This window comes from Oceanobacillus sp. Castelsardo (assembly GCF_001659985.1).
Taxonomy (GTDB): domain Bacteria; phylum Bacillota; class Bacilli; order Bacillales; family Amphibacillaceae; genus Oceanobacillus.
In genome coordinates, this window is record NZ_LYCS01000007.1 from 55238 (window position 1) to 79800 (window position 24563).

Below are 24563 nucleotides of genomic sequence, written 5' to 3' on the forward strand. Positions count from 1 at the left end.
TCCACAATGAATAATAACCTGAATTCCTGTTGCACAATGAAAAGCCTGTTATTAAATGGAACTAAGAATAGGCCTTTTTATCAATCATTCTGGAAATAACTCTGATGATAAGTAGCGTTCACCAGTATCAGGAGCGATGCATAAAACTTTTGCAGAGGACGGAAGGGCTTTCGCTAATTGAATTGCAAAAAAGGCTGATGCCGCACTAGAGGCCCCTACAAAAATTCCTTCTTTAGCGGCAAGACTTCTAGCCATTTTTTGTGCTTTTTCATCTTCAATATGAAGAATTTCATCAAAAATTTCTTGGTTTAAAATGTTTGGAATAAATCCTGGCCCTGTTCCTGGAATCTTATGTGGACCTGGTTTACCACCAGATAAAACGGGAGATCCTTTTGGTTCTACAACATAAATTTTTAATTGAGGAATTTGCCTTTTTAATTCTTCCCCGGTTCCAGTAACTGTTCCGCCTGTACCAGCTGTCAACACTAATGCGTCCAGTTGTCCATCAAAGGCTTCCATAATTTCCACAGCGGTTGTTTCTCGATGTGCATCCACATTTGCTTTGTTTTCAAACTGCATTGGAATGAAGCTACCTGGTGTCTTTTCGGCAATTCTATTCGCTTCATCTATAGCACCTTGCATTCGCTGGCTTGACGGGGTTAAAATAACTTCTGCTCCATATGCTTTCATAATTTTAACCCGCTCTTTTGTCGCATTATCAGGCATCGTAATTATACAACGATAGCCTTTTACGGCACAAACCATACAAAGTCCAATCCCAGTATTACCGGATGTTGGTTCAATGACTGTGCTTTTTCCCGGAATCAGCTTTCCTTCTTTTTCCGCCTGTTCAATCATATTTAATGCAGCTCGATCTTTAACACTACCACCAGGATTAAATGATTCTAATTTCATAAAAACATGTGCACCATTTTCATCCGGCAACCTATTTAATTGTACAATTGGGGTTTTACCGACAAGGTCAAGAATAGTTGAGTATAATTTCATCCTGACTCCCTCCTTCTACCTATGAAAAATCAATTCCCACTAAGTTAATGTGTATACTTTATTTTATCGCATTAAAAGGTTCGTAACAATAGAATTTTTGATTTTTAACTAATTTTTCAAAATGTTATTGACTTTCGCAACTACCAGCATATAATTAATTATAACTATTCCGATTAACTAAGTATGTATTATGTGAATATGAAAAGGTGGGAAAAGGTATGTTCCTAACGATTAAAAATATACAGAAGAGTTTCTCGAACTATGGGAATCCCGAACAAGTATTAAAAGATATTAATTTATACATCAAAGAAGGCGAATTCGTATCTCTTTTAGGACCTTCTGGTTGCGGTAAATCGACCCTCCTCAACATTGTTGCGGGGCTCCTGAATCCAAGTAAAGGGGAATTGCACTTGGAACATAACAAAATTACAAAACCAGGAAAAGACAGAGGAATGGTTTTTCAGCAAGCAGCCCTTTTTCCATGGCTGTCTGTTGAAGAAAATATCATGTTCCCTCTAAAGAATGAAATGAAAAAGAAAAAAGCAAGGGAGATTGCGCAAGAGTATTTACAATTGGTTCAGTTAAGTTCTTATGCAAAACACTCCCCACATGAACTATCGGGAGGGATGCAGCAAAGGGTTGCCATTGCTAGAGCCCTAGCCATGAACCCGCGTGTTCTTTTAATGGATGAACCGTTTGGCGCTTTAGATGAGCAAACGAGAATAAGACTTCATGGTGAACTTGAAAGAATATGGTCCGAAACGAAAAAAACGATTCTTTTTGTTACACATAGTATCCAAGAGGCTATTAAATTATCAGATCGAATTATTGTGATGGGCACACACCCAGGAAGAATTTTAAAAGTGATTCCCGTAAATATGGAACGCCCGCGTGAAAAACATATACAACAAATCGCTCACTATGAGGAAATGATTATGAAATTATTAAAAAATGAGATGGATAAAGTCGCAGAAGAGGAGTCACAGTATGCAGTTAGCTATTAAGCGAATTATTTTTTTTGCGGGTTTATTTGGGTTCTGGGAATTAGCAATCAGAATCTTTAACATTCCAGCCGTCATTTTGCCATCACCGGTAGATGTTCTGTTAAGTCTTCGGGAAAGTTTAGTTGATGGTTCCTTATTAGAAGATTTAGGGGCTAGTTTTACTAGATTAATCATTGGTTTATCCATTGCACTTATCATTGGTGTTTTATTAGGCGTATTCTTGGCCAAAGTGAGAACAGCTGATGAGACATTGGGATCACTTATACTGGCACTTCAAAGTATTCCAAGTATTGTCTGGCTTCCCTTAGCGATTATGTGGTTTGGACTCAATGAAAAATCAGTTATTTTTATTGTTATATTAGGTGCCGCTATTGTTATGACGATTAATATGCGAACAGGAGTTAAAAATGTTCAACCACTTTATATAAAAGCAGCCCAAACAATGGGATCTACTGGAATTGATCTATTCTTCCGGGTTATTTTACCCGCAGCGGTTCCATATGCCGTCACAGGAAGTCGATTAGCATGGGCATTCGCATGGCGTGCCTTAATGGCGGGAGAGTTACTGAGTACAGGACCAGGACTCGGTTATACCTTGAAATATGCATCTGACTTTGGACGCATGGATATGGTGATTGCGATCATGGTAATTATTGGTGTTATTGGTGTTACCGTTGATATTCTTATTTTTCAGCGGATTGAAAATAGAGTCATGGTGAAATGGGGACTTGAACAAAAAAAAGCAGCATAATACACAGGGGGGAACAAAGGTGAAAAAAGGCTTGTTATTGATTACATTCATGCTCATCATAGGAGTATTAGCAGCATGTGGTGAGGATAGTGAAACTTTCGGTGGAAAAGAAGGTAAAGAAAAAATTATTATTGGCTATTTTCCAAATATCGATCACGCGCCAGCAATGGTTGCACGTGAAAAAGGATATTATGAAGAAGCGTTGGGAGAAGATGTTGAAATTGAATATCGTACATTCCCTGACGGCGGAACCTTTATGACCGCATTAAAATCGAATGAAATTGATGCAGGGTTAGTTGGGCCAGGACCTGTTTTAAACAACTATTCAAATGGAGCTGATGTCAAAATCATCGGTGGTGCATCAACGGGTGGCACAATGGTTGTTGCCAGCGAACAAAGTGGAATTGAGAGCTTAGAGGATATGAAGGGAAAAACATTCATCACACCAGGAATTGGCTGTACACATGACGTTCAGTTTGAAACATTTTTAATGGAAAAAAATATTGATAATTTAGCATCTGCACGTATTGGTGGTTCTTTAAAACATGTTACTGGTAATCCGGCAACATATCAAGGTATGTTTGAAACAGGTCAAGTAGAATTAGCGGCGGTTCCGGAACCTTGGGCATCTATTTTGATTGAAAACGGTGCAAATGCAGTTATAAGTACAGAAGAAATTGCATATGGGGAAGAACTTCCGAACGTCGTTTTTGTAGCTTCAGGTAAGCTAGAAGAGGAAAATAAAGAAATCGTTAAAGGCCTTGTGAACGCACAACAAAAAGCGGTAGATTTTATTAATGACAACCGGGAAGAAGCACAAGATATAGCGATCAAATCAATCAAGGATTTAACGAAACAGGAAATGGATAAAGAGATTGTAGCAAAAGCAATGGACCGCGTTACGTATACAACAGAAATTGATGAAGAAGTGTTAAAAGAATTTGGTCAATCTTCTTTTGAACTAGAGTTTCTTAAAGAAGCACCTAATTTTGACGGCTTAGTAGTCAAATATCCTTAATATTTCGGTAAAACCAACGTCGCGTTGAAATGTAGCTCTATAGAGTAGTCTTTTTTAAGTGTCTACTCTATAGGGTTTATAGGTTTCTCAGACTTTTTCTTCCTTCTCAATTCACGGAAAAAGTTAGTTAGCAGTTGTGAGCACTCAGCTCCTAAAACACCACTAGTCACCTCTACCTGATGATTAAATCGTGGCTCATCAAGTAAATTCATAATTGTTCCTGCACATCCTGCTTTAGGGTCTTTTGCCCCATAAACAACATGTGGGATTCTAGATTGAACAATAGCGCCCGCACACATTGGACAAGGCTCTAAAGTCACATAAAGTGTACAATCCTCCAATCGCCAGCTTTCAATCCTTTTATTTGCTCCCTCTATGGCAATTAATTCCGCATGGGATAAGGAGGATTGAGACGACTCACGTAAATTAAACCCTGAGGCAATAATTTCATCTTGATAAACAATGACAGCACCTATTGGGACCTCATTTAATTCACGAGCCTTTTGCGCTTCCTTCATAGCGACACGCATATATTTTTCATGCATTTTATCACAACTTTTCTATACTAAGTAATTAAATTATATCAAGAATCTTTTTCCATTAATATATTTCTAATGACATAAGTCCTCTAAAAATTTCATACAATTGGTAACAAACATTCATTTTAAAGGAGGAAGTTTATTGCAAATTCATGTTGTTCAGCCAGGAGATTCTTTGTTTCAAATAGCAAGTACATACCAATCTTCCATCGATGCTATTATCCAAGCTAATGAGTTAGAGGCTCCCAATCAACTTGTAATAGGCCAGTCCTTAGTTATTCCAATTGTTGGCCAGTTTTATTTTGTACAACCGGGGGATTCCCTTTTCTCTATTTCTAGAAAGTTTGGTTTATCTACTACCCAATTGGCTGCGATTAACAACATACCAGTTAATAATACCAATTTACCTATTAACTATAGACTATATGTTCCTCCCCCTATAAAGCGAGCGATTACCTCCATAGGTTATATCGAACCACTCGGCGGCTCTGTTTCTGAAAACCTAGAGAACGCAGCACGAAAGGCATCTCCTTATTTAACTTATTTAGCACATTTTAGTTACCAAATAAATCGGGATGGTACGCTCAGTCCACCTCCTACTGGTAATTTACCGCAAATTGCTAGGGAACATCGTACAGCACTTTCAATGGTCGTAACCAATTTAGAAGAAGGTGCCTTTAGTTCGGACTTAGCACATATTATATTGACCGTTGGGGCCGTTCAAAATACACTGTTGGACCAAATAGTCAATACCGCGACATCAGGTGGTTATCGTGATGTTCATTTTGATATAGAATTTGTTAAACCTGAGGACAGAGAGGCTTATAATGATTTTTTACGTAAAGCTAAGGCACGCTTATCGCAAGCTGGGCTTATTATGTCATCTGCCTTAGCCCCAAAGACAAGTGCAACACAACAGGGAATTCTATATGAAGCTCATGACTATAGAGCGCATGGGGAGATTAGTGATTTTGTCGTAATAATGACATATGAATGGGGATATAGTTATGGTCCTGCGATGGCAGTTTCTCCAATTAATGAAGTTCGTCGCGTCATAGAATATGCTTTGACGGAAATTCCAAAAGAAAAAATTATAATGGGACAAAATTTATATGGGTATGATTGGACCCTCCCATTTGTACAAGGGGGACCTGCAGCAAGAGCAGTAAGTCCGCAGCAAGCTATTGCAATCGCACGTGAGAATAATGCTGCCATTCAATATGATGAAGTAGCCCAAGCTCCACATTTCAATTATTGGGATTCAAAAGGAAATCAACATGAAGTGTGGTTTGAAGACGCAAGATCGATACAAGCAAAATTTAACTTAATTCGAGAGTTAGGTTTGCTTGGTATCGCCTACTGGAAATTAGGTTTGGCATTTCCACAAAATTGGCTATTATTAGGTGACCAATTCGACATTACAAAATTAGAGTAATTTATAAAGAGGTTGGGACATAACTAATGTGTTTAACCCAAAAGACGAACAATTCACTATTTAAGCGTAGGAAATATACGTAGACTCCTGTGGGAGGAAAGGCCTAGGTGAGACTACGTAGGGCGATAGCCTGGAGTAGGCTCAACAGCCGCCCACGGAAAGCGAAGTATATTTCCGAAGCGATTATTCGCTCAATCACGTTCGGATTTCCTGTGGTTAAAATACTTTTGTCCCACCCTCTTTTTTATTTTGACCACGTCCAGCTCCAGTGCTAAAGCCGTAGGGAGACCTCCTTCACCTTCGTACTTATACCCTTGTGGTGAAAGTCAACATCAACTCACTGTAAGGGCCCTTACGCTTTATATCCCCATAAGTTCTTTTAGTTCTTGCTCGTTTTCGATTAAATCCTGTAATGTAAATCCTTCTAAGACCTTATAAAAGGAATGTAATGCTTTATTTAAAACATGTTTTAATGTACAAGCAGGTGTAATTACACAATGGTTAGCCCCTTTATCAAAGCATTCTAATAGGGGGGATTCGTTTTCTAAAACTCGTACAAGCAAACCAATATTTATTTGATCAGCTGGCTTAGCAAGGCGAAATCCACCATTTCTCCCTCTTATGGTTTCTAGTAATTCTAGTTTATTTAATCCGTGTACTATTTTGCCAAGATGATTTTGGGAGATATTAAAGACCTGAGAGATTTCCTTTATACTAGCCAGTTCATGATCCGGCTTCATCCCCGTAAAAATTAATACCCGTAATGAATAATCTGTATACTTTTTTAGTTGCAACTTACCAACCTCGCTTTAACGCTTTCACAATATTGTAACACATTTCCCGTTTTCCCTATTGATACATTGTAAATATTTTTATTACAATAAAGATGTATCCTAAATACATGTTTAACCAATTAAAGAATGGAGTGGTTTTTAATGGCTACTGAAACATTATTATTAGATCAAAAAACAATTGAAACTGTAAAAGCAACTGTTCCAGCACTTCAAGAACATGGTAATACAATTACACAACACTTCTATAAAACAATGTTTAAAAATTACCCAGAACTAAAGAATATTTTCAACCAAACAAACCAAAGAAAGGGAGACCAACCTAAAGCACTGGCCAATACGGTTCTAGCTGCAGCAATGCATATTGATAACCTTGAGGCAATTTTGCCAGTTGTAAAACAAATTGGTGAAAAACACAGAAGTCTTAATATTAAACCAGAACATTATCCAATCGTTGGAGAAAATTTACTAATTGCAATTAAAGAGGTATTAGGAGATGCAGCTACAGACGACATCATGACTGCATGGGAGAAAGCATACGGTGTAATTGCTGATATATTCATCTCTATAGAAAAAGAAATGTATGAAGAAGTTGCAAACAAACAAGGTGGTTGGGTAGACTACCGTGACTTTAAAGTGGTACAAAAAGTAGAAGAAAGTGATGTTATTACCTCATTCTACCTTCAACCTGTAGATGGTGAGAAAATCGCAACATTTGTACCCGGACAATATATTACTGTAAAAGCAGAGATAGAGGATCAACCGTATAATCATTTACGTCAATATAGTTTGTCTTGTGCTCCAGGGCAAGATTACTATCGCATTAGTGTAAAACGTGAGGATGCAATGGGAGATAATCCGGCCGGTGTGGTTTCTAGTTTCCTACACAAGCATAAAGAAGAAGGAAGCATTATTCCGATCAGTGCACCAGGTGGGGACTTCGTTTTAGACCTGGAAGATAATCGTCCACTTGTCCTAATCAGTGGTGGTGTAGGGTTAACACCAATGATGAGTATGCTTGAAACAGTGATTAAAGAACAACCAGAACGTGAAGTACATTACATCCATGCAGCAAGAAGTGGAAAATTCCATGCTATGAAGGCTCGTGTCGACGAGATTACGCGTAATCACTCACAAGTGAAGAGCTATACTGTCTATGACAATCCAGTTGAAGGCGACCAATTCGATAAAGAAGGCTTTATTGATTATGAATGGTTGTCCACTATTTTACCATCCACTGATGCTGCATTTTATTTCTGTGGACCAAAAGGCTTTATGAGAGCTATGTACCAAAACCTAAGTAAATTTGGAGCGGATGAATCAGATATTCATTATGAAATATTTGGACCTGCTGACGATTTAAGTAACTAAGAACAGTAAAAATGTGAGCTTCCTAAGATAAAGGGTTCCATAATTGAGAGTAACTATTAAATAACAATATAATTAAGGGTGCAATCGCATAGCGTTTTGCACCCTTTTTAATAGGCATACCTATGTATTACTGCTAATCGGTGTGTAAAAACACGAGTAAATTAAGCGTTATTTACGAAGAAGATGCGGCTGAGGTCTATGATTTTATTGGTTATCTAAATATGAAACGGAGAAGATAAGCCATTGAGTGCCTGAGTGCAGAGAAATTATTGTCGTTCCGCTGCTCATCCGGGGAATGAGTGCCTGAACGTGGAGAAATTATTGTCGTTCCGCTACTCATAGAGGTAATGAGTGCCTGAACGCAGAGAAATTATTGTCGTTCCGCTACTCATAGAGGTAATGAGTGCCTGAACGCAGAGAAATTATTGTCACTCCGCTACTCATAAAGGCAATGAGTGCCTGAATGCAGAGAAATTATTGTCGTTCCGCTACTCATACGGGGAATGAGTGCCTGAACGCAGAGAAATTATTGTCGTTCCGCTACTCATAGAGGCAATGAGTGCCTGAATGCAGAGAAATTATTGTCGTTCCGCTACTCATAGAGGTAATGAGTGCCTGAGTGCAGAAAAATTATTGTCATTCCGCTACTCATAGAGGCAATGAGTGCCTGAGTGAAGAGAAAGAATTATGAAGATGATGTGTTCAACTTTATTTTTTTACTTTAAAAGTATTTTTGAATAAATACACTTAAACACTGTTGCTTTAGTTGAAAAAGTGATAGTAAACTTTTTAATCAAAAAAAATGCCCAGAGTTTTCTGAGCATTTTTACCTGCTATTGATATTTCTAATTTGTTGTTGAATTATTTCCTAATTAGTGTGTTCCTCTCCAACTGCCGTTACTCATAAGATCTCTCTTTTTTTTAAAGTCTTAATTCTCTAATGTCGAGGTATCACCCGTTGGCAGCCCTAGTTCCCAAGATTTAAGTAAACGTCTCATAATCTTACCGCTTCGTGTTTTTGGAATACTATCCTTTATTTCCATTTCACGCGGGGCAGCATGAGCACTTAAGCCTGTTTTTACAAATTGGCGAATGTCCTCCAATAATTCAGGTGATTCTTCATATCCCTCATTTAATGTAATAAATGCTTTTATGATTTCTCCACGCTCTGGATGTGGTTTACCAATAACGCCTGCTTCCGCTACCGCATCATGTTCAATTAATTTGCTTTCCACTTCAAATGGGCCAACCCGCTCACCAGATGTATTTATGACGTCATCCAATCTTCCTTGGAACCAGAAATATCCATCTTCATCACGATAAGCACTGTCTCCAGAAACATACCAGCCATTAATAAAATAACTCTCATATTTCCCAGGGTTATTCCAAATTTTACGCATCATTGCTGGCCATCCAGCTTTTATAGCTAGGTTGCCCATCTGATTTGGAGGCAACTCATTCCCCTCATTATCGACAATCGAAGCTTCAATACCCGGAATTGGTTTACCCATGGATCCAGGGCGTATTTCTAAGGCAGGTAAATTAACAATAAGTTGTGCCCCTGTTTCTGTCATCCACCATGTGTCATGTATTCTTAAATTAAATGCCTTCATTCCCCAGGTGATTACTTCAGGGTTAAGTGGTTCCCCAACACTCATCAAATGTCTAAGGGAGGTTAAATTATATCTTCTTAATTTATCCTCGCCATAGCTCACCAACATGCGTAGCGCTGTAGGTGCTGTGTACCAAACCGTAACTTTATTTTTTTCTAATGTTTGATACCAATCATCTGGAGTAAACCGACCACCTCGAATGACGTTTGTCACTCCATGTAACCAAGGAGCAAATATTCCATAGCTTGTCCCTGTAACCCAACCAGGATCGGCAGTACACCAATAAATATCATTTGGTTTCAAATCTAAAACCCATGATCCTGTTGCATAATGTTGAATCATCGCATTATGGACATGATACACTCCTTTTGGTTTTCCTGTTGATCCGGAAGTATAGTGAAGAATCATGCCATCTTCTAAATCAACCCATTCTACTTCAAAATCCTCTGAGGCCTCTTTCATTTCCTCTTCATAGTGAATATATTTAGTATCATTTATTTCCCCAACAATAATGACTTTCTCTAAATCAGGTAAGTCAGCTTGTGGGACTCTTTCAAGAAGATCAGGGGTTGTAATAAGTATGCGTGCTTCACTATCTTTTAACCGGTCTCGTACCGCCTGTTCCATAAAGGCTTCAAAAAGAGGACCCGCAACAGCACCTACTTTTAAAATACCAAAGAATGCTGTGTAAAACTCTGGACTTCTCGGCATGAATAAAAATACTCTATCCCCTTTTTCAGTGCCATATTTCTTAAGGATATTAGCAAATTTATTACTACCCTTACTTAATTGAGAGAAAGTTAACGTTTCTTCCCTCTCTGGAGAAGAATATAATAAAGCAATCTTATCTTTTGTAAGTGGATTTTCCGCATGACGGTCTACTGCCTCATACGCCATATTTACCTTTCCGGTCTCATACCAAGAGAAATTTCTCTTTATATCATCCCAAGAAAAGTGTTCACAGAATTCCTCATAATTCTTTAAGTTATAATCCCCATCTCTTACTGAAACTACTTTCATATCCATTACTTTCACCTCATCCTTTGAAATCGATTACAATTCTAATTAGATAAAATAATTGAAATATTTAGTATCATAATCCTATTTTAGAATATTTTGTGACAATTTTAAAGTGTGAAGTTTTAAAAATTAAAAAAAGCATGCTAAATAGATAAGCCTGCTTTTAATAAAAGACGGCCCCGGCAGGATTCGAACCTGCGGCACATGGTTTAGGAAACCAATGCTCTATCCCCTGAGCTACGAAGCCAACATGTAAAGTTAATACCTTTAATTATACATAAATTTCCGCAAAAAGAAAAGTATAAATCATCTTTCTATTATGTTAAAATAAGCTTTTGTGAGCAAGGTAAAGGCAAAAGTAGATTGGAGGGTTGGCTATGTCTGGTGTTCCTTTTATTGCCATTGAGGGTCCCATTGGAATTGGAAAAACCTCTTTAGCCCAAAAGCTTTCTAGTCATTATCATTTCTATCTATTAAAAGAAATCGTAGAGGATAATCCTTTTTTAGGTGAATTTTATGATGATATGGAGTCTTGGAGTTTTCAAACGGAGATGTTTTTCCTTTGCAATCGAATGAAACAATTAGAAGATATTCATAGAAACTATTTGTTAAAAAACAAATCTGTTATTGCGGATTATCACATTTCTAAAAATATGATTTTTGCCAATCGTACATTACAATCAAGGAAGCTTGAGAAATATAAGAAAGTATACGAAATACTAACGGACGATATACCAATGCCCAATATTTTAATTTACTTGTACGGAAGTATGGATACTATTTTAAAACGGATAAATAAGCGTGGAAGAGACATAGAGAAAAATATTAAATCTTCCTATCTCCTTGACCTTTCTAACGATTATGAGGCATATATTAGTCAGTTTGAAAGAGATAACCCAAGTATCCCGGTTATCCGGATTGATGGAGACAAGGTAGATTTTGTTCACATTCAAGAGGATCTGCAAATGATTATAAATTTAGTAGACAAACAACTTAGTAAGTTAGATAAAGGGGAGTAATGATGGATGGATCCTAGAGAACGATACTTAATACCGAGCGATAGTGTCATTACAATTGCTGGAACAGTTGGTGTTGGTAAATCTACCATGACCAATGCATTAGCCAATGCTCTCAACTTTAAAACATCCTTCGAAAAAGTGGATACAAATCCATATTTAGAAGATTTTTATCATGACTTTAAACGTTGGAGTTTTCACTTACAAATTTACTTTCTAGCTGAGCGTTTTAAGGAACAAAAAAAGATATTTGAATATGGTGGGGGCTTTATTCAAGATAGGTCTATCTATGAAGATACAGGAATCTTTGCAAAAATGCATTTTGAAAATGGAAATATGTCAAAAACGGATTATGAAACATACACCAACTTATTTGAATCCATGGTGATGACACCATACTTTCCTCATCCCGATTTATTGATTTATTTAGAAGGTCCGTTAGAAGCAATTTTAAAAAGAATAAATACTCGTGGAAGATCGATGGAGAAAAGCACCCCAGATTCTTATTGGGAGGAAATGTATCGTCGTTATGAAGAGTGGATCAATAATTTTAATGCCTGCCCAATTCTAAGGATAGATATTACAGATTATGATTTAATGAAGGAAGAAAACACCATCGAACCTATCCTAGAAAAAGTTGGACACTTTATTCAACAGTCTAGGTTACATTCCAACAGAATAAATAGAAAAATACCAGGGTGCTAACGAACACCCTAGTATTTTTATAGGTAACGATATTAGTAGTGAACTTCCTCTTTTAAAGGATTATTCTTTTCCTAATTCCTCTGACCGCTCCTTCGCTCCCTTTACACAATCCATCACAATCCGTTGAAAGTGGTTTTGTTCCAACACATGAATTCCTGCCTCTGTCGTGCCATTTGGGCTCGTAATTTTTTTCCGTAACGTACTAGGAGAGTCTTCCGATTGTTGCAACATTTCTCCAGCACCTTTTATCGTTTGCGTAATGAGTTCTTTTGCTGTTTGTGGGTCAAAGCCAGATTCTACAGCAGCCTTTTCCATTGCCTCCACCATATAGTAAAAGTAAGCCGGGCCACTCCCAGCAATTGCCGTTACGATATGCATGTCATCTTCTTTCACTAGAGTAGTTGTTCCAATGGTTTTAAATAATTCCTCTGCTATCATTAAATGTTCCTCTGAAGCATACTGACCTTTACTTAATGCAGTAGCAGAATGCCCAATCATTGCCGATGTATTTGGCATCACTCGAATAACAGGGGAATCCATTTCTAATTCCTTCGTTATCGTATCTGTAGAAATACCTGCAAGAGTAGAAATAATTAACTGCCCTTTATGGATAAACTCTTTTACCCCTTGTAAAGATTCATGAAGATCATATGGCTTCATCGCCAAAATAAGTATATCGGCTGATTGTATTGCCTTTTCTTTATCTTGTTCAGGTATTACTCCGTACGTTTCCTCTAAATATTCTAAGCGTTGTTTATTACTTCTATTCGTAACAATTATGTTTCCCTTTTCAATCTTTTCTGCATTTACGATTCCAGATAAGATTGCCTCAGCAATGGACCCTGCACCTAAAAAGGTTATGTTTTTATTCACTTCATTTTCCCCCCTAAAATAATTTAAAGTGAAACTTCCCTTCGTAGGAAACCTTTAGCCTAGGATTCCTTCTCTTTTGAATAAATATGTACTACTCGCCTACTATAAATTTATATGTTTAAAGTAATATATGCCCTTATTAATAAAAGGTCAGTATATTAGAAAACACCATTACAAATAAGTAACGGTGTTTTTTATCTCCAATATTATGTGCGCGTTATTTAAAAATGGAGGAGGTAGAGGGATTCGAACCCCCGCGCGGTTTGACCCGCCTGTCGGTTTTCAAGACCGATCCCTTCAGCCAGACTTGGGTATACCTCCGTAACGACAAGGATTAATATATCATCATTTGAAATGCATGTCAATAATTTTCTTAAAAAAGGGAGAGATTTCTCTAAACGGGCTCCGTTACTTAACGTAAACAAAAGGTTTCTATAAAGTATTCTGACTCCATGAAGTAAAATAAATGTAGAGATTGTGAAATAGTGTTCTTAAACTAACTGGCAGGATAATTCAATAGTGAAACATTACTTTTTCCAATTCGTATGTAAGATATAGTGACAAAATAACAGCGAATGATTATTATCTGCTTAGTATCTAAAAGAGAGTTGTATTTATATGTCTGACCATAATGATGATTCATTTCGTGATAAGAATATGAAACAAAAAGTAGGAACAATTGTGGGAGTAACACTTTTTATAGCCGTGATATTAGGTTTTATTATAGGGATTTACTTGTTTGGGATGGCGGGTATTTTTGAATTGCTTGGCGTTCAATACACTTCCGTTTGGTCATTGATTATTTTTGTTGTCAGTTTTTTTATTCTGGCTTCTATTGTCGAACTATTTTCTAAACCAATTTCTAATTTAATTACAGGGAAAATAACAGGAAAATTTGAAACTTTGTTTATCCAGTTTAGTATTCAAAGTCTATCTAATTTGTTATGTCTTTTTATAGTGGATGTGTTTATGGGCAGTATTACACTTACCTTGAAATCGGGGTTTATAGTTGCGATATTACTGACTTTACTTGAAATGACATTCGAAGATAAAGAAAATAAGAGTGAATCTTAGACAATCTGGTGCAATTGTTAAACAGAGCGATCAACAAATCCCGATAGTGGAAGGACTTCAATTATAGTATTAGTGATTATAGATGCTGCTTTTATGATGTGAATGTTTACCGTTAACATTCCGTAAATAATTTCTATTTATAATAAAGATTACAATAAATAATATTAATGAGTATATATAAAGCTAATTCCCTTTTCAGAATTATTCTGAGGGGTTATTTTTTTTATAAATTCCCATTCCTAAAATTTTCTATTTAAATCGATAATTACTTTGACAGGTAGAGTAATTTTGGTTATCATTACTCTGTTAGGTAGAGTAGTTTACGTACAAGGAAGTGTTTATTTGATAAGAAGTGATATAATTCGTGGTCATTTGGATTCGATTATTCTTTGCTTGGTCTTGGAAAAGGATAGATACGGGTATGAAATATCAAAAGAGATTAGTTTGCGTACTGATAATAAATTTCAAATAAAGGAAGCAACACTGTATGCCGTGTTTCAGAGACTTGAGAAGAAGGATCTAATTGAATCTTACTATGGCAGTGTTTCAAAAGGGGGAAAAAGAAAGTATTACAGAATAACAACTCTTGGAAAAGCATATTTAAAAGAAACTGCAGAAGAATGGAAGGTCACGAAGGAGATTATTAATTTATTTATGGAGGGATTAAATTGAATCAATTAAGAAAACATGTTGATGAGTTATTTAAAGAAATTCCGGATAGTGGGAAAAAAGCTACAATCATGCAAGAAGTCATGCAAAATCTTGAAGAAAAAGTTTTGGATCTAATGGAGCAAGGCAAAGCAGAGGATGACGCCATAAATAAAACAATCGTAGAGTTTGGTGATATTGAAGATTTAAAAAAAGAGCTTGATGTAAAACTACCAGCTAAAAACAACTTAAGAAAATTAAATTTAGGTTATTCTATTTGGGGAAGTCTTCTAATCAGTTCATTGTTTATATTCATTAATCTCTATTATACACCTAATGTTATATGGTTCGTGTATCCCACATTTGCTGTTTTATGGTGGCCTTTAACTATGTATTTTAGCTGGAAGAAAGCGAAATAGGGGGTGAGTTACTTGAGAAAATTAGAGCTTGGTTTTGTAGTAACAGGTAGTATACTTACTATTATATTTTTAATAGTAGTAAACTTTATAACAGGTTCTCACCATATTTGGTTTATTTATCCTGCAGTAGCATTATTACTTGGCCCAATTGGCATTTTCTCTCGAAAAAAAAAGAATTACACTTTATTTTCCATATTAACCAGCTTATTGCTTATATTGTTTCTTATCCTGGAGAACTATAGGAGTACTCCTGAATATCCGTGGTTTTTATTTTCAGTGGCTCCATTAATAGCGTGGCCAACTTTGGTGTATCTAGGTAATCAATTAAAAAGAGTGACAGTCGCAGTTATAGGTAGTGCGATTATTATCTTATATTATTTGATTTTAAATGTGTTTTTATCATCTGGATATCCATGGGTGATGTTTCCGGCGTTTGCTGTGTTATGGTGGCCGCTTACATTATATCATGTAAAAAGAAAGTCATATTTTAAATTCTCAATCTACGCAAGTTTAATGATTAGTGTATTTTTTATTAGTGTAAACATTATTTCTTCACCGCATGTAATTTGGGCAGTTTATCCAATTTTTGTTGTTCTTTGGTGGCCATTGAGTATGTATTATTTCGTTTATAAAAGATAACTTGAATTATGATTAAGATATTGAAAAGACAGACAAAACATATTTAGGTAGGGAGGAATTTTAGTGCAGAAAAAAATAAGAGAAATTGATTTAGGTTTAAAACATATTTGTGAAAAATACAATATTCCGGGAATATCAGTATGTTGGACAGATGCAAATCGTGCTGAGTGGAAAAATGTGTACGGAGTCCGAAGTGTGGAAACAGGTGAACCGTTACAAGATGATGACCAATTTCGAGCTGGAAGCACCACGAAAACCCTGATTGCAGTTATTATCATGCAATTAAAAGAAGAGGGAAAACTATCAATAAATCAAACGGTTAATACGATTCTGGATGGTGTGCTGCAACAAGAATCTACAATAACTATAAAACATTTACTTAATCATACGAGCGGATTGGAGGATTACCTTTGGGTTGAAGATGAGGGTCAACCAATGATATCCAAATTCGATACCGCACCAAAAATACAATTTACACCCGATCTGCTAGTTAAAGAAGCATTGCTGGCTTCTGGTCGCTTTGTACCGGGTGAAAGTTTTTATTACAGCAACACAAATTACATATTATTAGGGCTAATTATTGAAAAAGTAACAGGTGTAAAAATATCAGAAATTATAAATAAAAGAATTTTAGAACCTTTATTGATGAAACAGACATATTTTCCTAAGACATTTTCTATTAATACTTCTTACGCCAACGGACATTCTAAATTTACACAAGATTTCCAGCTATCGGATCAAATTGTCTATGAATATAAAGATTTAAATATTTCCCTTGCATGGACAGCAGGAGCCCTTGTTTCTACACCTGCCGACTTAAATAGATTTATGATTGGACTCTTTAACAAAAAAATCATCTCTGGAGAATCATTAGAAGAGATGATGACATTTAAAGAAACAGGCGATAATGGGCAAAGTTATGGGTTGGGCCTTTATCAATTTAAAGATCAACAAAAAATAGCAGTCGGACATCCTGGGGGTATTTCGGGCTATGAAACAGTCATGCTTCACTATCCAGCTGCCGATATTTATATGACTGTCATGATTAATCAAATGCCAGCTGGAGCAACTTCAATTGCTGACGAATTGTATGATAGTTTTAAAGTACTAGAATAATGATGATTTTTAGAAGAGAAATAAACTAATTGGGGAAAGGGTTCCAAAAGGTTCTTATCAAATTCTAGGAATAACGGGACCAACTCTTCTAGTAATTCCTGAATACAATGTTGTAGTCGCAAAAATGTATAACAAGCGATACAACTATGGAGGAGATAAATACCTTTACTACTTATGAGAATTTAGTAATTTAGTGGTTGATACTTTTCGGAGGTAAACATTGTGAAAAATTGTACTTAAACAAACGGGTGCTTTTCTTTAATAAAAACCCCATACTAGAGACAAACTTAACCCAGTTTCACTTATCTGTATATAGCATTTGCACTTGTGGGAAATAGAATAAAACTATACCTCAGTTCTTGCGCGAACTGAGATATAGTTCAATACGTACTAGTTTTTTTACTTCAAATATTCGATACCGCCCATATAAGGAACCAACACTTTTGGTATTTTAACGGAACCGTCTTCCTGTTGATAATTTTCTAAGATAGCCGCAACCGTTCTTCCAATGGCTAACCCAGATCCATTCAATGTGTGGACAAATTCTGGCTTCCCGTTTGCTTCTCTACGGAAACGAATTCCTGCACGTCTTGCTTGAAAATCTTCAAAATTAGAACAAGAAGAAATTTCACGATACGTATGTTGATTTGGAATCCATACTTCTATGTCGTACTTTTTAGCAGCAGTAAACCCTAAATCTCCAGTGCACATGCTCATTACGCGATAAGGTAATTCCAATAATTGTAGTACTTTTTCCGCATGATTTGTCAATGTTTCTAATGCTTCATAAGAATCTTCTGGTTTCACAAATTGAACTAATTCGACTTTATTAAATTGATGTTGGCGAATTAATCCCCTTGTATCGCGACCTGCAGATCCCGCTTCAGAACGGAAGCATGCACTATATGCCACATATTTTCGTGGAATATCATCTACATTTAAAATTTCATCACGGTGATAGTTGGTAACAGGGACTTCTGCTGTAGGTGCCAAGAAATAATCCCATTCTTCTAGTTTAAAGGCATCTTCTTCAAATTTTGGCAACTGTCCAGTACCTGTCATGCTTGTACGGTTTACAATAGATGGCGGTAGCATTTCTGTATAACCATGTTCATCCGCATGTAAATCCATCATAAAGTTAAGAAGTGCACGTTCTAATCTTGCTCCTAATCCTTTATAAAAAACGAATCGGCTTCCGGTAACTTTCCCTGCCCGTTCAAAATCCAAAATATCAAGACTTGTTGCAATATCCCAATGTGCCTTTTCTTCAAACTCAAAGGTTGGAGCTTCACCCCACCTGCGAACTTCCACATTATCGTCTTCATCTTCACCTACAGGAACACTTTCATGGGGAATATTAGGGATAGAAAGCATGATTTGTTGTAACTTCGCTTCTAATTCTTTTAATTCTTTGTCTAAATTGGCTATTTGGTCTCCTACTTCTCGCATTTCCTTAATGGCAGGTTCAGCGTCCTTTTTCTCCCTTTTTAGGACGGAAATTTGCTTTGTAGCCTCATTTCGTTTTGCTTTTAGCTTTTCTGTTTCTGCAATAAGCTGTCTACGTCTTTCATCGATTTCCCCAAAGTGGGCTAACTCTGATAAATCCTCTCCTCGATGAGTAAGTTTTGCCTTTACTTCTTCAAAATTATTACGTAAATACTTTAAATCTAACATGATGTTTCCTCCTTTAAATTTCATTAAAAAACTCCCGTCCCTAATAAAATAGGGACGAGAGTATAATTCCCGCGTTGCCACCCTTATTGAAGAGATAATCTCTTCCGGCTTTCACGTTGTAACGGCACTACCGGGTTTACCTACTAGGAAGTCATTCCTTTCTGTAAACCAGTTCAAGGATGGATTCACAGCATACTATCATCGATTTCCACCAACCATCGACTCTCTTTAGATAGGCGATACTGTTACTTATTCCTTTCAACACTGTTGATAAGGTTATTTAATTATAGTTATCATAATCAATTTTAAATGAAGATGCAAGTTAGACTAAAATAAACCTTTAATCCAGTCTACTGCAGATGAAAATATATTGGCAAAGAAATCACCGATTGCACCAATTGTAAGCATGAACCAATTTGCCTTTTCTACTGCTTGTTCTGTTACTACTGGTACAGAACCTTGATTATCTGAGATATATCCGTAATCATTTTCACCTTTATAAACAAGTTTAGCCTTTCCGATTACTGCCCCTTTTTCAATCGGTGCAATCAATTCACCATCTTCATTTAATTTGGACTCATCCAATTCATATTCAATCGTATACTGTTCAGCTTCGTCACCTTTAATTGGTAGGGTAATCCCCTCAGCTAAAGAGACCTCTACAGCATCTTCCTTCCCTTTGGATACGGGAATTGAGGTTTGCCCCTCTAGTTGATAGCCTTTAGGGAATAATTCCTCAGTCGTAAAGTTATTATAACCATAATCTAAAAGTTTACTTGTTTGTTGGAAACGTTGGGCCTCACTTTCTGTCTTCATCACAACAGAAATTAATCGTTTGCCATTTCTTACCGCTGTACCTGTAAAGTTATATCCTCCACTTTTCGTATATCCGGTTTTTAGGCCGTCTACACCTTCATAATAAAACTGCTTAAAGTTTACACCTTCATGTGGAAGCATTCGATTCCAGTTATCAATCACTTGTCCATCAAATGTTGTTTGTGGAATAGAAGAAGTCTCTAAAACTTCTGGGAAATCTTTAATAAGGTTATATGCTAATTTTGCTGTAGAACGAGCAGTTAATAAGTTTAAATCCTCTACACTTGTACCTTCTGGGTGGTTTCCGCCTAAATCTTTATTATCTAATCCCGAAGAATTAACAAACTTCGATTCAAGGCCCATGTCTTCAGCCTTTTTATTCATCAATTTAACGAATTCAGATTCAGAGCCAGCAACAAGTTCAGCAAGTGCAATTGTTGTTGCATTGTCTGAATTAATTGCCATCGCTTGATATAAATCTTTTACAGTGTATTGTTTATTTTGTTCTAAACCTACACCAGATAAAGAGGTATTAGCTGAAATAGCATAGGCATAATCACTAATTTGAGTAGTTGTATCCCATGAAATTTTCCCCTCTTTAATAGCCTCCAGTACCAAATACTCAGTCATCATTTTCGTCATACTTGCTGGAGGAAGTGTTACATCTGCATTTTTTTCATATAATACTTTCCCTGTATCAAAATCAACTAGAATGGCCGATTCCGCTTCTAAACCTAAGGATGCCTGGGCTTTTGTATTATTAGGTTGATAAGTAAAAATCCCTAATAAAACCGTTAATATAAAAAATAACGATACTATTTTCTTGTGGTGTTTAAACATGTTATACCTCCAAAAATTGCCTTTGTCTATTTTAGTCGTTTTTTATCTAATTTTACATACTTTGTTATTTTACCATAGCGTCTCAAAAAAAAATAGATGAGGAAAGTCCTCACCTTAAAATTTTTATATACTTTTCTTATCTAATTCTATTAACGTCGCTTATCCGTTGGTTTCGCTTTTCTTATTGAATAGAATAGTTTGGTGCTTCTTTTGTAATTTGGACGTCATGTGGATGGCTTTCACGTAAGCCTGCGTTCGTAATTCTTACAAATTGAGCATCATTTCGTAATGCATCAACGGTTGCCGTTCCACAGTAACCCATTCCAGAACGAAGACCACCGTTTAATTGGTGAATCGTATCTGCTAATGGCCCTTTATAAGGTACTCTTCCTTCAATACCTTCAGGAACAAGCTTTTTATTTTCTGTTTCGCCTTGGAAATAACGATCCTTAGAGCCGGCTTTCATAGCACCAACTGATCCCATACCACGATACACCTTATATTTTCTACCTTGATAAATTTCAGTTTCCCCTGGACTTTCTGTAGTTCCTGCAAACATACTACCCAACATAACAGCATGCGCACCTGCTGCTAATGCCTTAACGATATCTCCAGAATATTTAAGGCCACCATCTGCAATAACTGGTACATTATATTCTTGTGCCGCCATAGCGCAATCATTTACTGCTGTAATCTGTGGTACACCAACACCCGCTACGACACGTGTCGTACATATCGACCCAGGTCCAATACCAACTTTAACAATGGAAGCACCTGCTTCAATAAGTGCCCTCGTTCCATCAGCTGTAGCAACATTACCAGCAATAATAGTTAAGTCAGGGTATTCGTTACGTACTTCCCTTACCTGATCCAATACACCCTTAGAGTGGCCATGTGCTGTATCGATCACAATAACATCTACACCCGCTTCTACTAGCTTATCGATACGCTTCATTGCATCCTTCGTCACCCCAACAGCTGCACCGACTAAAAGTCTACCTTGAGCATCTTTAGCAGCATTCGGGAACTCAATTACCTTTTCAATATCTTTAATCGTAATTAAACCCTTTAACTTGTTATTTTCATCGACTAAAGGTAATTTTTCAATTTTATATTTTTGGAGGATTTTTTCCGCTTCTTCCAAAGTCGTTCCAACCGGTGCAGTAATTAAATTAGAACTAGTCATCACTTCAGAAATCGAAATAGAATAATCTTGAATAAAACGTAAATCACGATTAGTAATAATACCTACTAATTGTTGTTCTTCTACAGAATTAACAATTGGAACACCTGAGATTCGGAATTTACCCATTAAGTGTTCTGCATCATATACTTGATGTTCTGGTGTTAAGAAAAATGGATTTGTAATAACACCACTCTCCGAACGTTTAACACGATCTACTTGTTCAGCTTGTTCTTCAATGGACATGTTTTTATGAATAACGCCAAATCCGCCTTGACGAGCTATAGCAATTGCCATTTCAGCTTCTGTTACGGTATCCATCCCAGCACTTATAAATGGGGCATTCAATTTTAAACTTGATGTAAGCTCCGTACTTAATTGAACTTGATTAGGTAGAATTTCAGATTTTGCTGGTATTAATAGTACATCGTCAAACGTTAAACCTTCTTTTGCAAATTTATCTTTACGCAATGTAACTCCTCCTCCTCAAATTTAAAAGGTATTTTATAAAAGATGAATGACTAAACTAGTAGATGGTCCCTTAAATATTTCTCTATTTTTATATACAATACGCCAACTAACCACCTTTTTCAATAACATATTATTGGAAAATGAAAAGTAAATAGATTCTGAATATTACCTTAGGAGATTGTTATGAGTAAATCAGATGGATTTTTTTCATTTTTATCATCACAGCAAACCGCACAAGTTTATTTAAAAAGCTGTTATGAAAAGATAGAGGAACAGGATGTAGAAGTTAAAAGTTATCAAAATTATAATGCTTTATTATATTATCTTGATCATGGTAGAAAATTTTACGAAATAGGCCATGAGGTAGACGTTTTTGCGAAACCTGTTTTATATTTTTATGGACTAACTCACTTATTAAAAGCATGCTTACTAACAAAGCGACCTAATTATCCAGAATCTACCGTTTTATTGTCACATGGGGTTACATCTAGGAAGAGGAAAAAGCGTCATTATACATTTATGACAGATGAAGTCAAAGTACAACTTAATGGACTTTTTCCGTACTTTTCGGAGCATCTTTATTCTATTCATCCTATTCCTTTTGAAAAAATTCAAATGAAAGACTTATTTTCCCTCATACCAGAAATGCAGACCTTTTTTTCTTTCCAGGGAAATGAAACGATGATAGTCGTTGGTTCAAAGGAGTCTCGTATACTACAATTTCCTATATCCATACTCGATCATTATCATATTACGAAGGATTCCTTTCTCAAGCGAATTGGACCCTATTTATCAAAGATGACCCATATTGAAGAGCGTAAATCCGTTATTACCGTTCAGTTAGATGAAAGCCTAGAGTCATTTAATGGGCCTTTTTACAAACACATGAATGATGAAACAATCTATTTCCCGCTTAACAGAAAACATTTTCTACCCATATCCGAAGTTATGATTCACTATTTACTTCTATATAACTTAAGTATGCTTTGTCGTTATGAGGCAGAATGGTGGGGTGACTTATTATCATCAAAGCCGGAACTAGATTACCCTTTTATCTTACAATTCCTAGACATAACAGCAGAAAAAATCCCAAAGATACTAGAAAATGAATTATATGAAAATGTGCATAAGAACAATTAAATATGGCAATTCGTAGTAGTTTTACTAACAAATTGCCTTTTCTATTTCTCTAAAGCTTCTCTTCAATATAAAGATTAGGAAAGTTTTGCAGCGCTATTATTTCATTTGTTTGATCCATTCGTACCATTGGTCGTGTTTTGTAAGAAGGATTCATATAAACGATTTCTCCTACTTGTTGATTCGATAATTTCACTTTTGCCCCTATTTTAAGATTTATCATAAGCTGTGCGAATCTATTAACCAATTTGGAATTAAATTTTGTTATCCTATCCTTTTCAAGCTCTTCCACTGCTTGATAAAGGGATTTCTTTTCCTTACTTAATCGGTCGCTTATCGTAGCATGATAAACATCACAAACAGCAATAATCTGTGCATATTTATGTATCTTCTCCATCTTCACACCTAATGGATAACCACTTCCATCCAATCGTTCATGATGTTGTAATATAGCAAGTTTTACTTCGTCCTTAAGCGTAGAAATCGGTTCAACAAGTCGGTAGGAATAAGTAGGGTGTTTTGTTATCTCATTTTCATATTCGCCTTTATATATTTCCCCTTTACGGAAAACAATGTTTTGGTCTATTTTTGCCATGCCGCTATCACTCAAAAGCCCGGCTATCCCTATTTGTACCCATTCAGTCTTTTCATAATTAAGTTTTCTGGCTAAATAAGAGGCTAGTATAGAAACAGCAACACTATGAATATATAAATATTCGTTTCTGTTTCCGAATTTGGAAAGGACATGGACAAATTGATCTACCTCTTCGATCCTTTCTAATAATGGGGTAATTAGCTTCCTAACACGCAATATATCAAGGTGTAGTCCACTTTGTATCTCTTGATATAATTGCTTATAATTTGATACTACCTTTAGAAAGTGTTGGGAAAAGGGAATTTCTGTTGAACTTGTTTTTTTATCGTAGCTTTTCTCTTCGTTAACCTCTTTTTCTACTGGTAGTGGGTTAAAGGTAGTGCCGTCATTCAAATCTGATGCGACTGTTATTGATTCAATAAGAAACCCTTTTAATATTTCAATATGTTTTTCGGTTAGTACTGTATTTTTAGGAACAATAGGAGTTTTTGTTTTTCCGTAAACATCTTTTAATACGATACATCCTGGCACAAGTTGTGAAGGCTTTACCTGCATATAGATTCCCCCAGTTTATTTAAAAGGCTTAAGATTAAACAGTAGGTGGAAAATTTCATTCCTTCCTAGCTGTTAGAAAACTAAGGCAGGATAAGAAAGTTTATACTTTCTTATCTGCCAAAAAAAGAGGCTGGGACAAAAGCATTTTAACCACTTGATAACCGAACATGATTGAGCGAATAATCGCTCCGGAAATATACTTCGCTTAGATAGCGAATTGTTCGTCTTTAGGGTTAAACACTTTAGTTATGT

The 24563-nt window shown here is 36.1% G+C and carries 22 protein-coding genes, 2 tRNA genes, 1 pseudogene and 1 other annotated feature; of the genes and pseudogenes, 14 read left to right on the forward strand and 11 right to left on the reverse strand.

Going from position 1 to position 24563, the window contains the following annotated elements; all coding sequences use genetic code 11:
• Window positions 1-84: 84 nt before the first annotated feature.
• Window positions 85-1008: a cysteine synthase A gene (gene cysK / locus A9178_RS12750; protein WP_068675892.1), complete on the reverse strand. Its 924-nt coding sequence runs from the start codon at window positions 1006-1008 to the stop codon at window positions 85-87.
• A gap of 218 nt (window positions 1009-1226) precedes the next feature.
• Between cysK and A9178_RS12755 the strand changes: the two genes are divergently transcribed.
• Genes A9178_RS12755 through A9178_RS12765 form a run of 3 tightly spaced genes read left to right on the forward strand, consistent with a single transcriptional unit; the run spans window position 1227 to window position 3781 of the window.
• Window positions 1227-2012, forward strand: a complete 786-nt coding sequence (locus tag A9178_RS12755) for an ABC transporter ATP-binding protein (RefSeq protein ID WP_068675894.1) — start codon at window positions 1227-1229, stop codon at window positions 2010-2012.
• Entirely contained in the window at window positions 1996-2763 is a 768-nt protein-coding gene (locus tag A9178_RS12760) for an ABC transporter permease (RefSeq protein WP_068675896.1), read from the forward strand. The genes A9178_RS12755 and A9178_RS12760 overlap by 17 nt, the downstream gene beginning before the upstream one ends.
• Before the next feature lie 19 nt (window positions 2764-2782).
• A complete protein-coding gene (locus tag A9178_RS12765) occupies window positions 2783-3781 on the forward strand; it encodes an ABC transporter substrate-binding protein (RefSeq protein WP_068675898.1) in 999 nt (332 codons plus the stop codon).
• Between the two features lie 62 nt (window positions 3782-3843).
• Here A9178_RS12765 and tadA read toward each other — a convergent pair whose 3' ends face one another.
• Window positions 3844-4326, reverse strand: coding sequence for a tRNA adenosine(34) deaminase TadA (tadA, locus tag A9178_RS12770; RefSeq protein ID WP_068675900.1), 483 nt, complete (start codon window positions 4324-4326; stop codon window positions 3844-3846).
• Between the two features lie 136 nt (window positions 4327-4462).
• Here tadA and A9178_RS12775 point away from each other — a divergent pair, with 136 nt between their 5' ends.
• A complete protein-coding gene (locus A9178_RS12775) occupies window positions 4463-5755 on the forward strand; it encodes a glycoside hydrolase family 18 protein (protein WP_068675902.1) in 1293 nt (430 codons plus the stop codon).
• A 359-nt stretch (window positions 5756-6114) separates the two neighbouring features.
• Here the strand turns inward: A9178_RS12775 and A9178_RS12780 are convergent, their stop codons facing one another.
• Window positions 6115-6549 (reverse strand): Rrf2 family transcriptional regulator, encoded by a 435-nt coding sequence (locus A9178_RS12780; protein ID WP_068675904.1) that lies wholly within the window; start codon window positions 6547-6549, stop codon window positions 6115-6117.
• Between the two features lie 141 nt (window positions 6550-6690).
• Between A9178_RS12780 and hmpA the strand changes: the two genes are divergently transcribed.
• Window positions 6691-7917 (forward strand): NO-inducible flavohemoprotein, encoded by a 1227-nt coding sequence (gene hmpA, locus A9178_RS12785; protein WP_068675906.1) that lies wholly within the window; start codon window positions 6691-6693, stop codon window positions 7915-7917.
• Window positions 7918-8846: 929 nt separating this feature from the next.
• Here hmpA and acsA read toward each other — a convergent pair.
• Window positions 8847-10556, reverse strand: a complete 1710-nt coding sequence (acsA, locus tag A9178_RS12790) for an acetate--CoA ligase (RefSeq protein ID WP_068675908.1) — start codon at window positions 10554-10556, stop codon at window positions 8847-8849.
• 168 nt (window positions 10557-10724) lie between these two features.
• Window positions 10725-10797: transfer RNA gene (locus tag A9178_RS12795), tRNA-Arg, on the reverse strand.
• A 130-nt stretch (window positions 10798-10927) separates the two neighbouring features.
• Here A9178_RS12795 and A9178_RS12800 point away from each other — a divergent pair.
• Complete coding sequence (locus A9178_RS12800) at window positions 10928-11569, forward strand: deoxynucleoside kinase (RefSeq protein WP_068675910.1); 642 nt, start codon at window positions 10928-10930, stop codon at window positions 11567-11569.
• Between the two features lie 6 nt (window positions 11570-11575).
• Window positions 11576-12271, forward strand: coding sequence for a deoxynucleoside kinase (locus tag A9178_RS12805; RefSeq protein WP_068675912.1), 696 nt, complete (start codon window positions 11576-11578; stop codon window positions 12269-12271).
• Between the two features lie 60 nt (window positions 12272-12331).
• On the opposite strand, the gene proC is transcribed toward A9178_RS12805, so the two are convergent.
• Complete coding sequence (proC, locus tag A9178_RS12810; protein WP_068675914.1) at window positions 12332-13144, reverse strand: pyrroline-5-carboxylate reductase; 813 nt, start codon at window positions 13142-13144, stop codon at window positions 12332-12334.
• 228 nt (window positions 13145-13372) lie between these two features.
• Window positions 13373-13465, reverse strand: a tRNA-Ser gene (locus tag A9178_RS12815).
• Between the two features lie 297 nt (window positions 13466-13762).
• Between A9178_RS12815 and A9178_RS12820 the strand changes: the two genes are divergently transcribed.
• The 6 genes and pseudogenes from A9178_RS12820 to A9178_RS18995 all read left to right on the forward strand — a co-directional run.
• A complete protein-coding gene (locus A9178_RS12820; RefSeq protein WP_068675916.1) occupies window positions 13763-14218 on the forward strand; it encodes a YrvL family regulatory protein in 456 nt (151 codons plus the stop codon).
• Between the two features lie 342 nt (window positions 14219-14560).
• Entirely contained in the window at window positions 14561-14890 is a 330-nt protein-coding gene (locus A9178_RS12825) for a PadR family transcriptional regulator (protein ID WP_068675918.1), read from the forward strand.
• A complete protein-coding gene (locus tag A9178_RS12830) occupies window positions 14887-15285 on the forward strand; it encodes a permease prefix domain 1-containing protein (protein WP_068675920.1) in 399 nt (132 codons plus the stop codon). The genes A9178_RS12825 and A9178_RS12830 overlap by 4 nt, the downstream gene beginning before the upstream one ends.
• A 12-nt stretch (window positions 15286-15297) precedes the next feature.
• Complete coding sequence (locus A9178_RS12835; RefSeq protein WP_068675922.1) at window positions 15298-15924, forward strand: hypothetical protein; 627 nt, start codon at window positions 15298-15300, stop codon at window positions 15922-15924.
• A 63-nt stretch (window positions 15925-15987) separates the two neighbouring features.
• Complete coding sequence (locus tag A9178_RS12840) at window positions 15988-17040, forward strand: serine hydrolase domain-containing protein (protein WP_068675924.1); 1053 nt, start codon at window positions 15988-15990, stop codon at window positions 17038-17040.
• A 28-nt stretch (window positions 17041-17068) separates the two neighbouring features.
• Window positions 17069-17218: pseudogene (locus tag A9178_RS18995) on the forward strand (penicillin-binding protein); the annotation flags it as partial.
• Window positions 17219-17439: 221 nt separating this feature from the next.
• On the opposite strand, the gene serS reads toward A9178_RS18995, so the two are convergent.
• The 3 genes from serS to guaB all read right to left on the reverse strand — a co-directional run bounded on the left by serS (window position 17440) and on the right by guaB (window position 22024).
• Window positions 17440-18714, reverse strand: a complete 1275-nt coding sequence (gene serS, locus A9178_RS12845; protein ID WP_068675926.1) for a serine--tRNA ligase — start codon at window positions 18712-18714, stop codon at window positions 17440-17442.
• Between the two features lie 47 nt (window positions 18715-18761).
• Window positions 18762-18985 (reverse strand) — a binding site (T-box leader).
• Window positions 18986-19041: 56 nt separating this feature from the next.
• The gene (locus A9178_RS12850) at window positions 19042-20370 is read right to left on the reverse strand and encodes a D-alanyl-D-alanine carboxypeptidase family protein (protein ID WP_068675928.1); all 1329 of its coding nucleotides are present in this window, start codon (window positions 20368-20370) and stop codon (window positions 19042-19044) included.
• Between the two features lie 181 nt (window positions 20371-20551).
• Window positions 20552-22024 carry an IMP dehydrogenase gene (gene guaB / locus A9178_RS12855; RefSeq protein ID WP_068675930.1) on the reverse strand — a complete coding sequence of 491 codons (1473 nt, stop codon included), beginning with the start codon at window positions 22022-22024 and terminating at the stop codon, window positions 20552-20554.
• Between the two features lie 183 nt (window positions 22025-22207).
• On the opposite strand from guaB, the gene A9178_RS12860 reads away from it, so the two are divergent.
• Entirely contained in the window at window positions 22208-23164 is a 957-nt protein-coding gene (locus A9178_RS12860) for a YaaC family protein (protein WP_068675932.1), read from the forward strand.
• 49 nt (window positions 23165-23213) lie between these two features.
• On the opposite strand, the gene A9178_RS12865 is transcribed toward A9178_RS12860, so the two are convergent.
• The gene (locus A9178_RS12865; protein ID WP_068675934.1) at window positions 23214-24311 is read right to left on the reverse strand and encodes an HD-GYP domain-containing protein; all 1098 of its coding nucleotides are present in this window, start codon (window positions 24309-24311) and stop codon (window positions 23214-23216) included.
• Window positions 24312-24563: the final 252 nt, after the last annotated feature.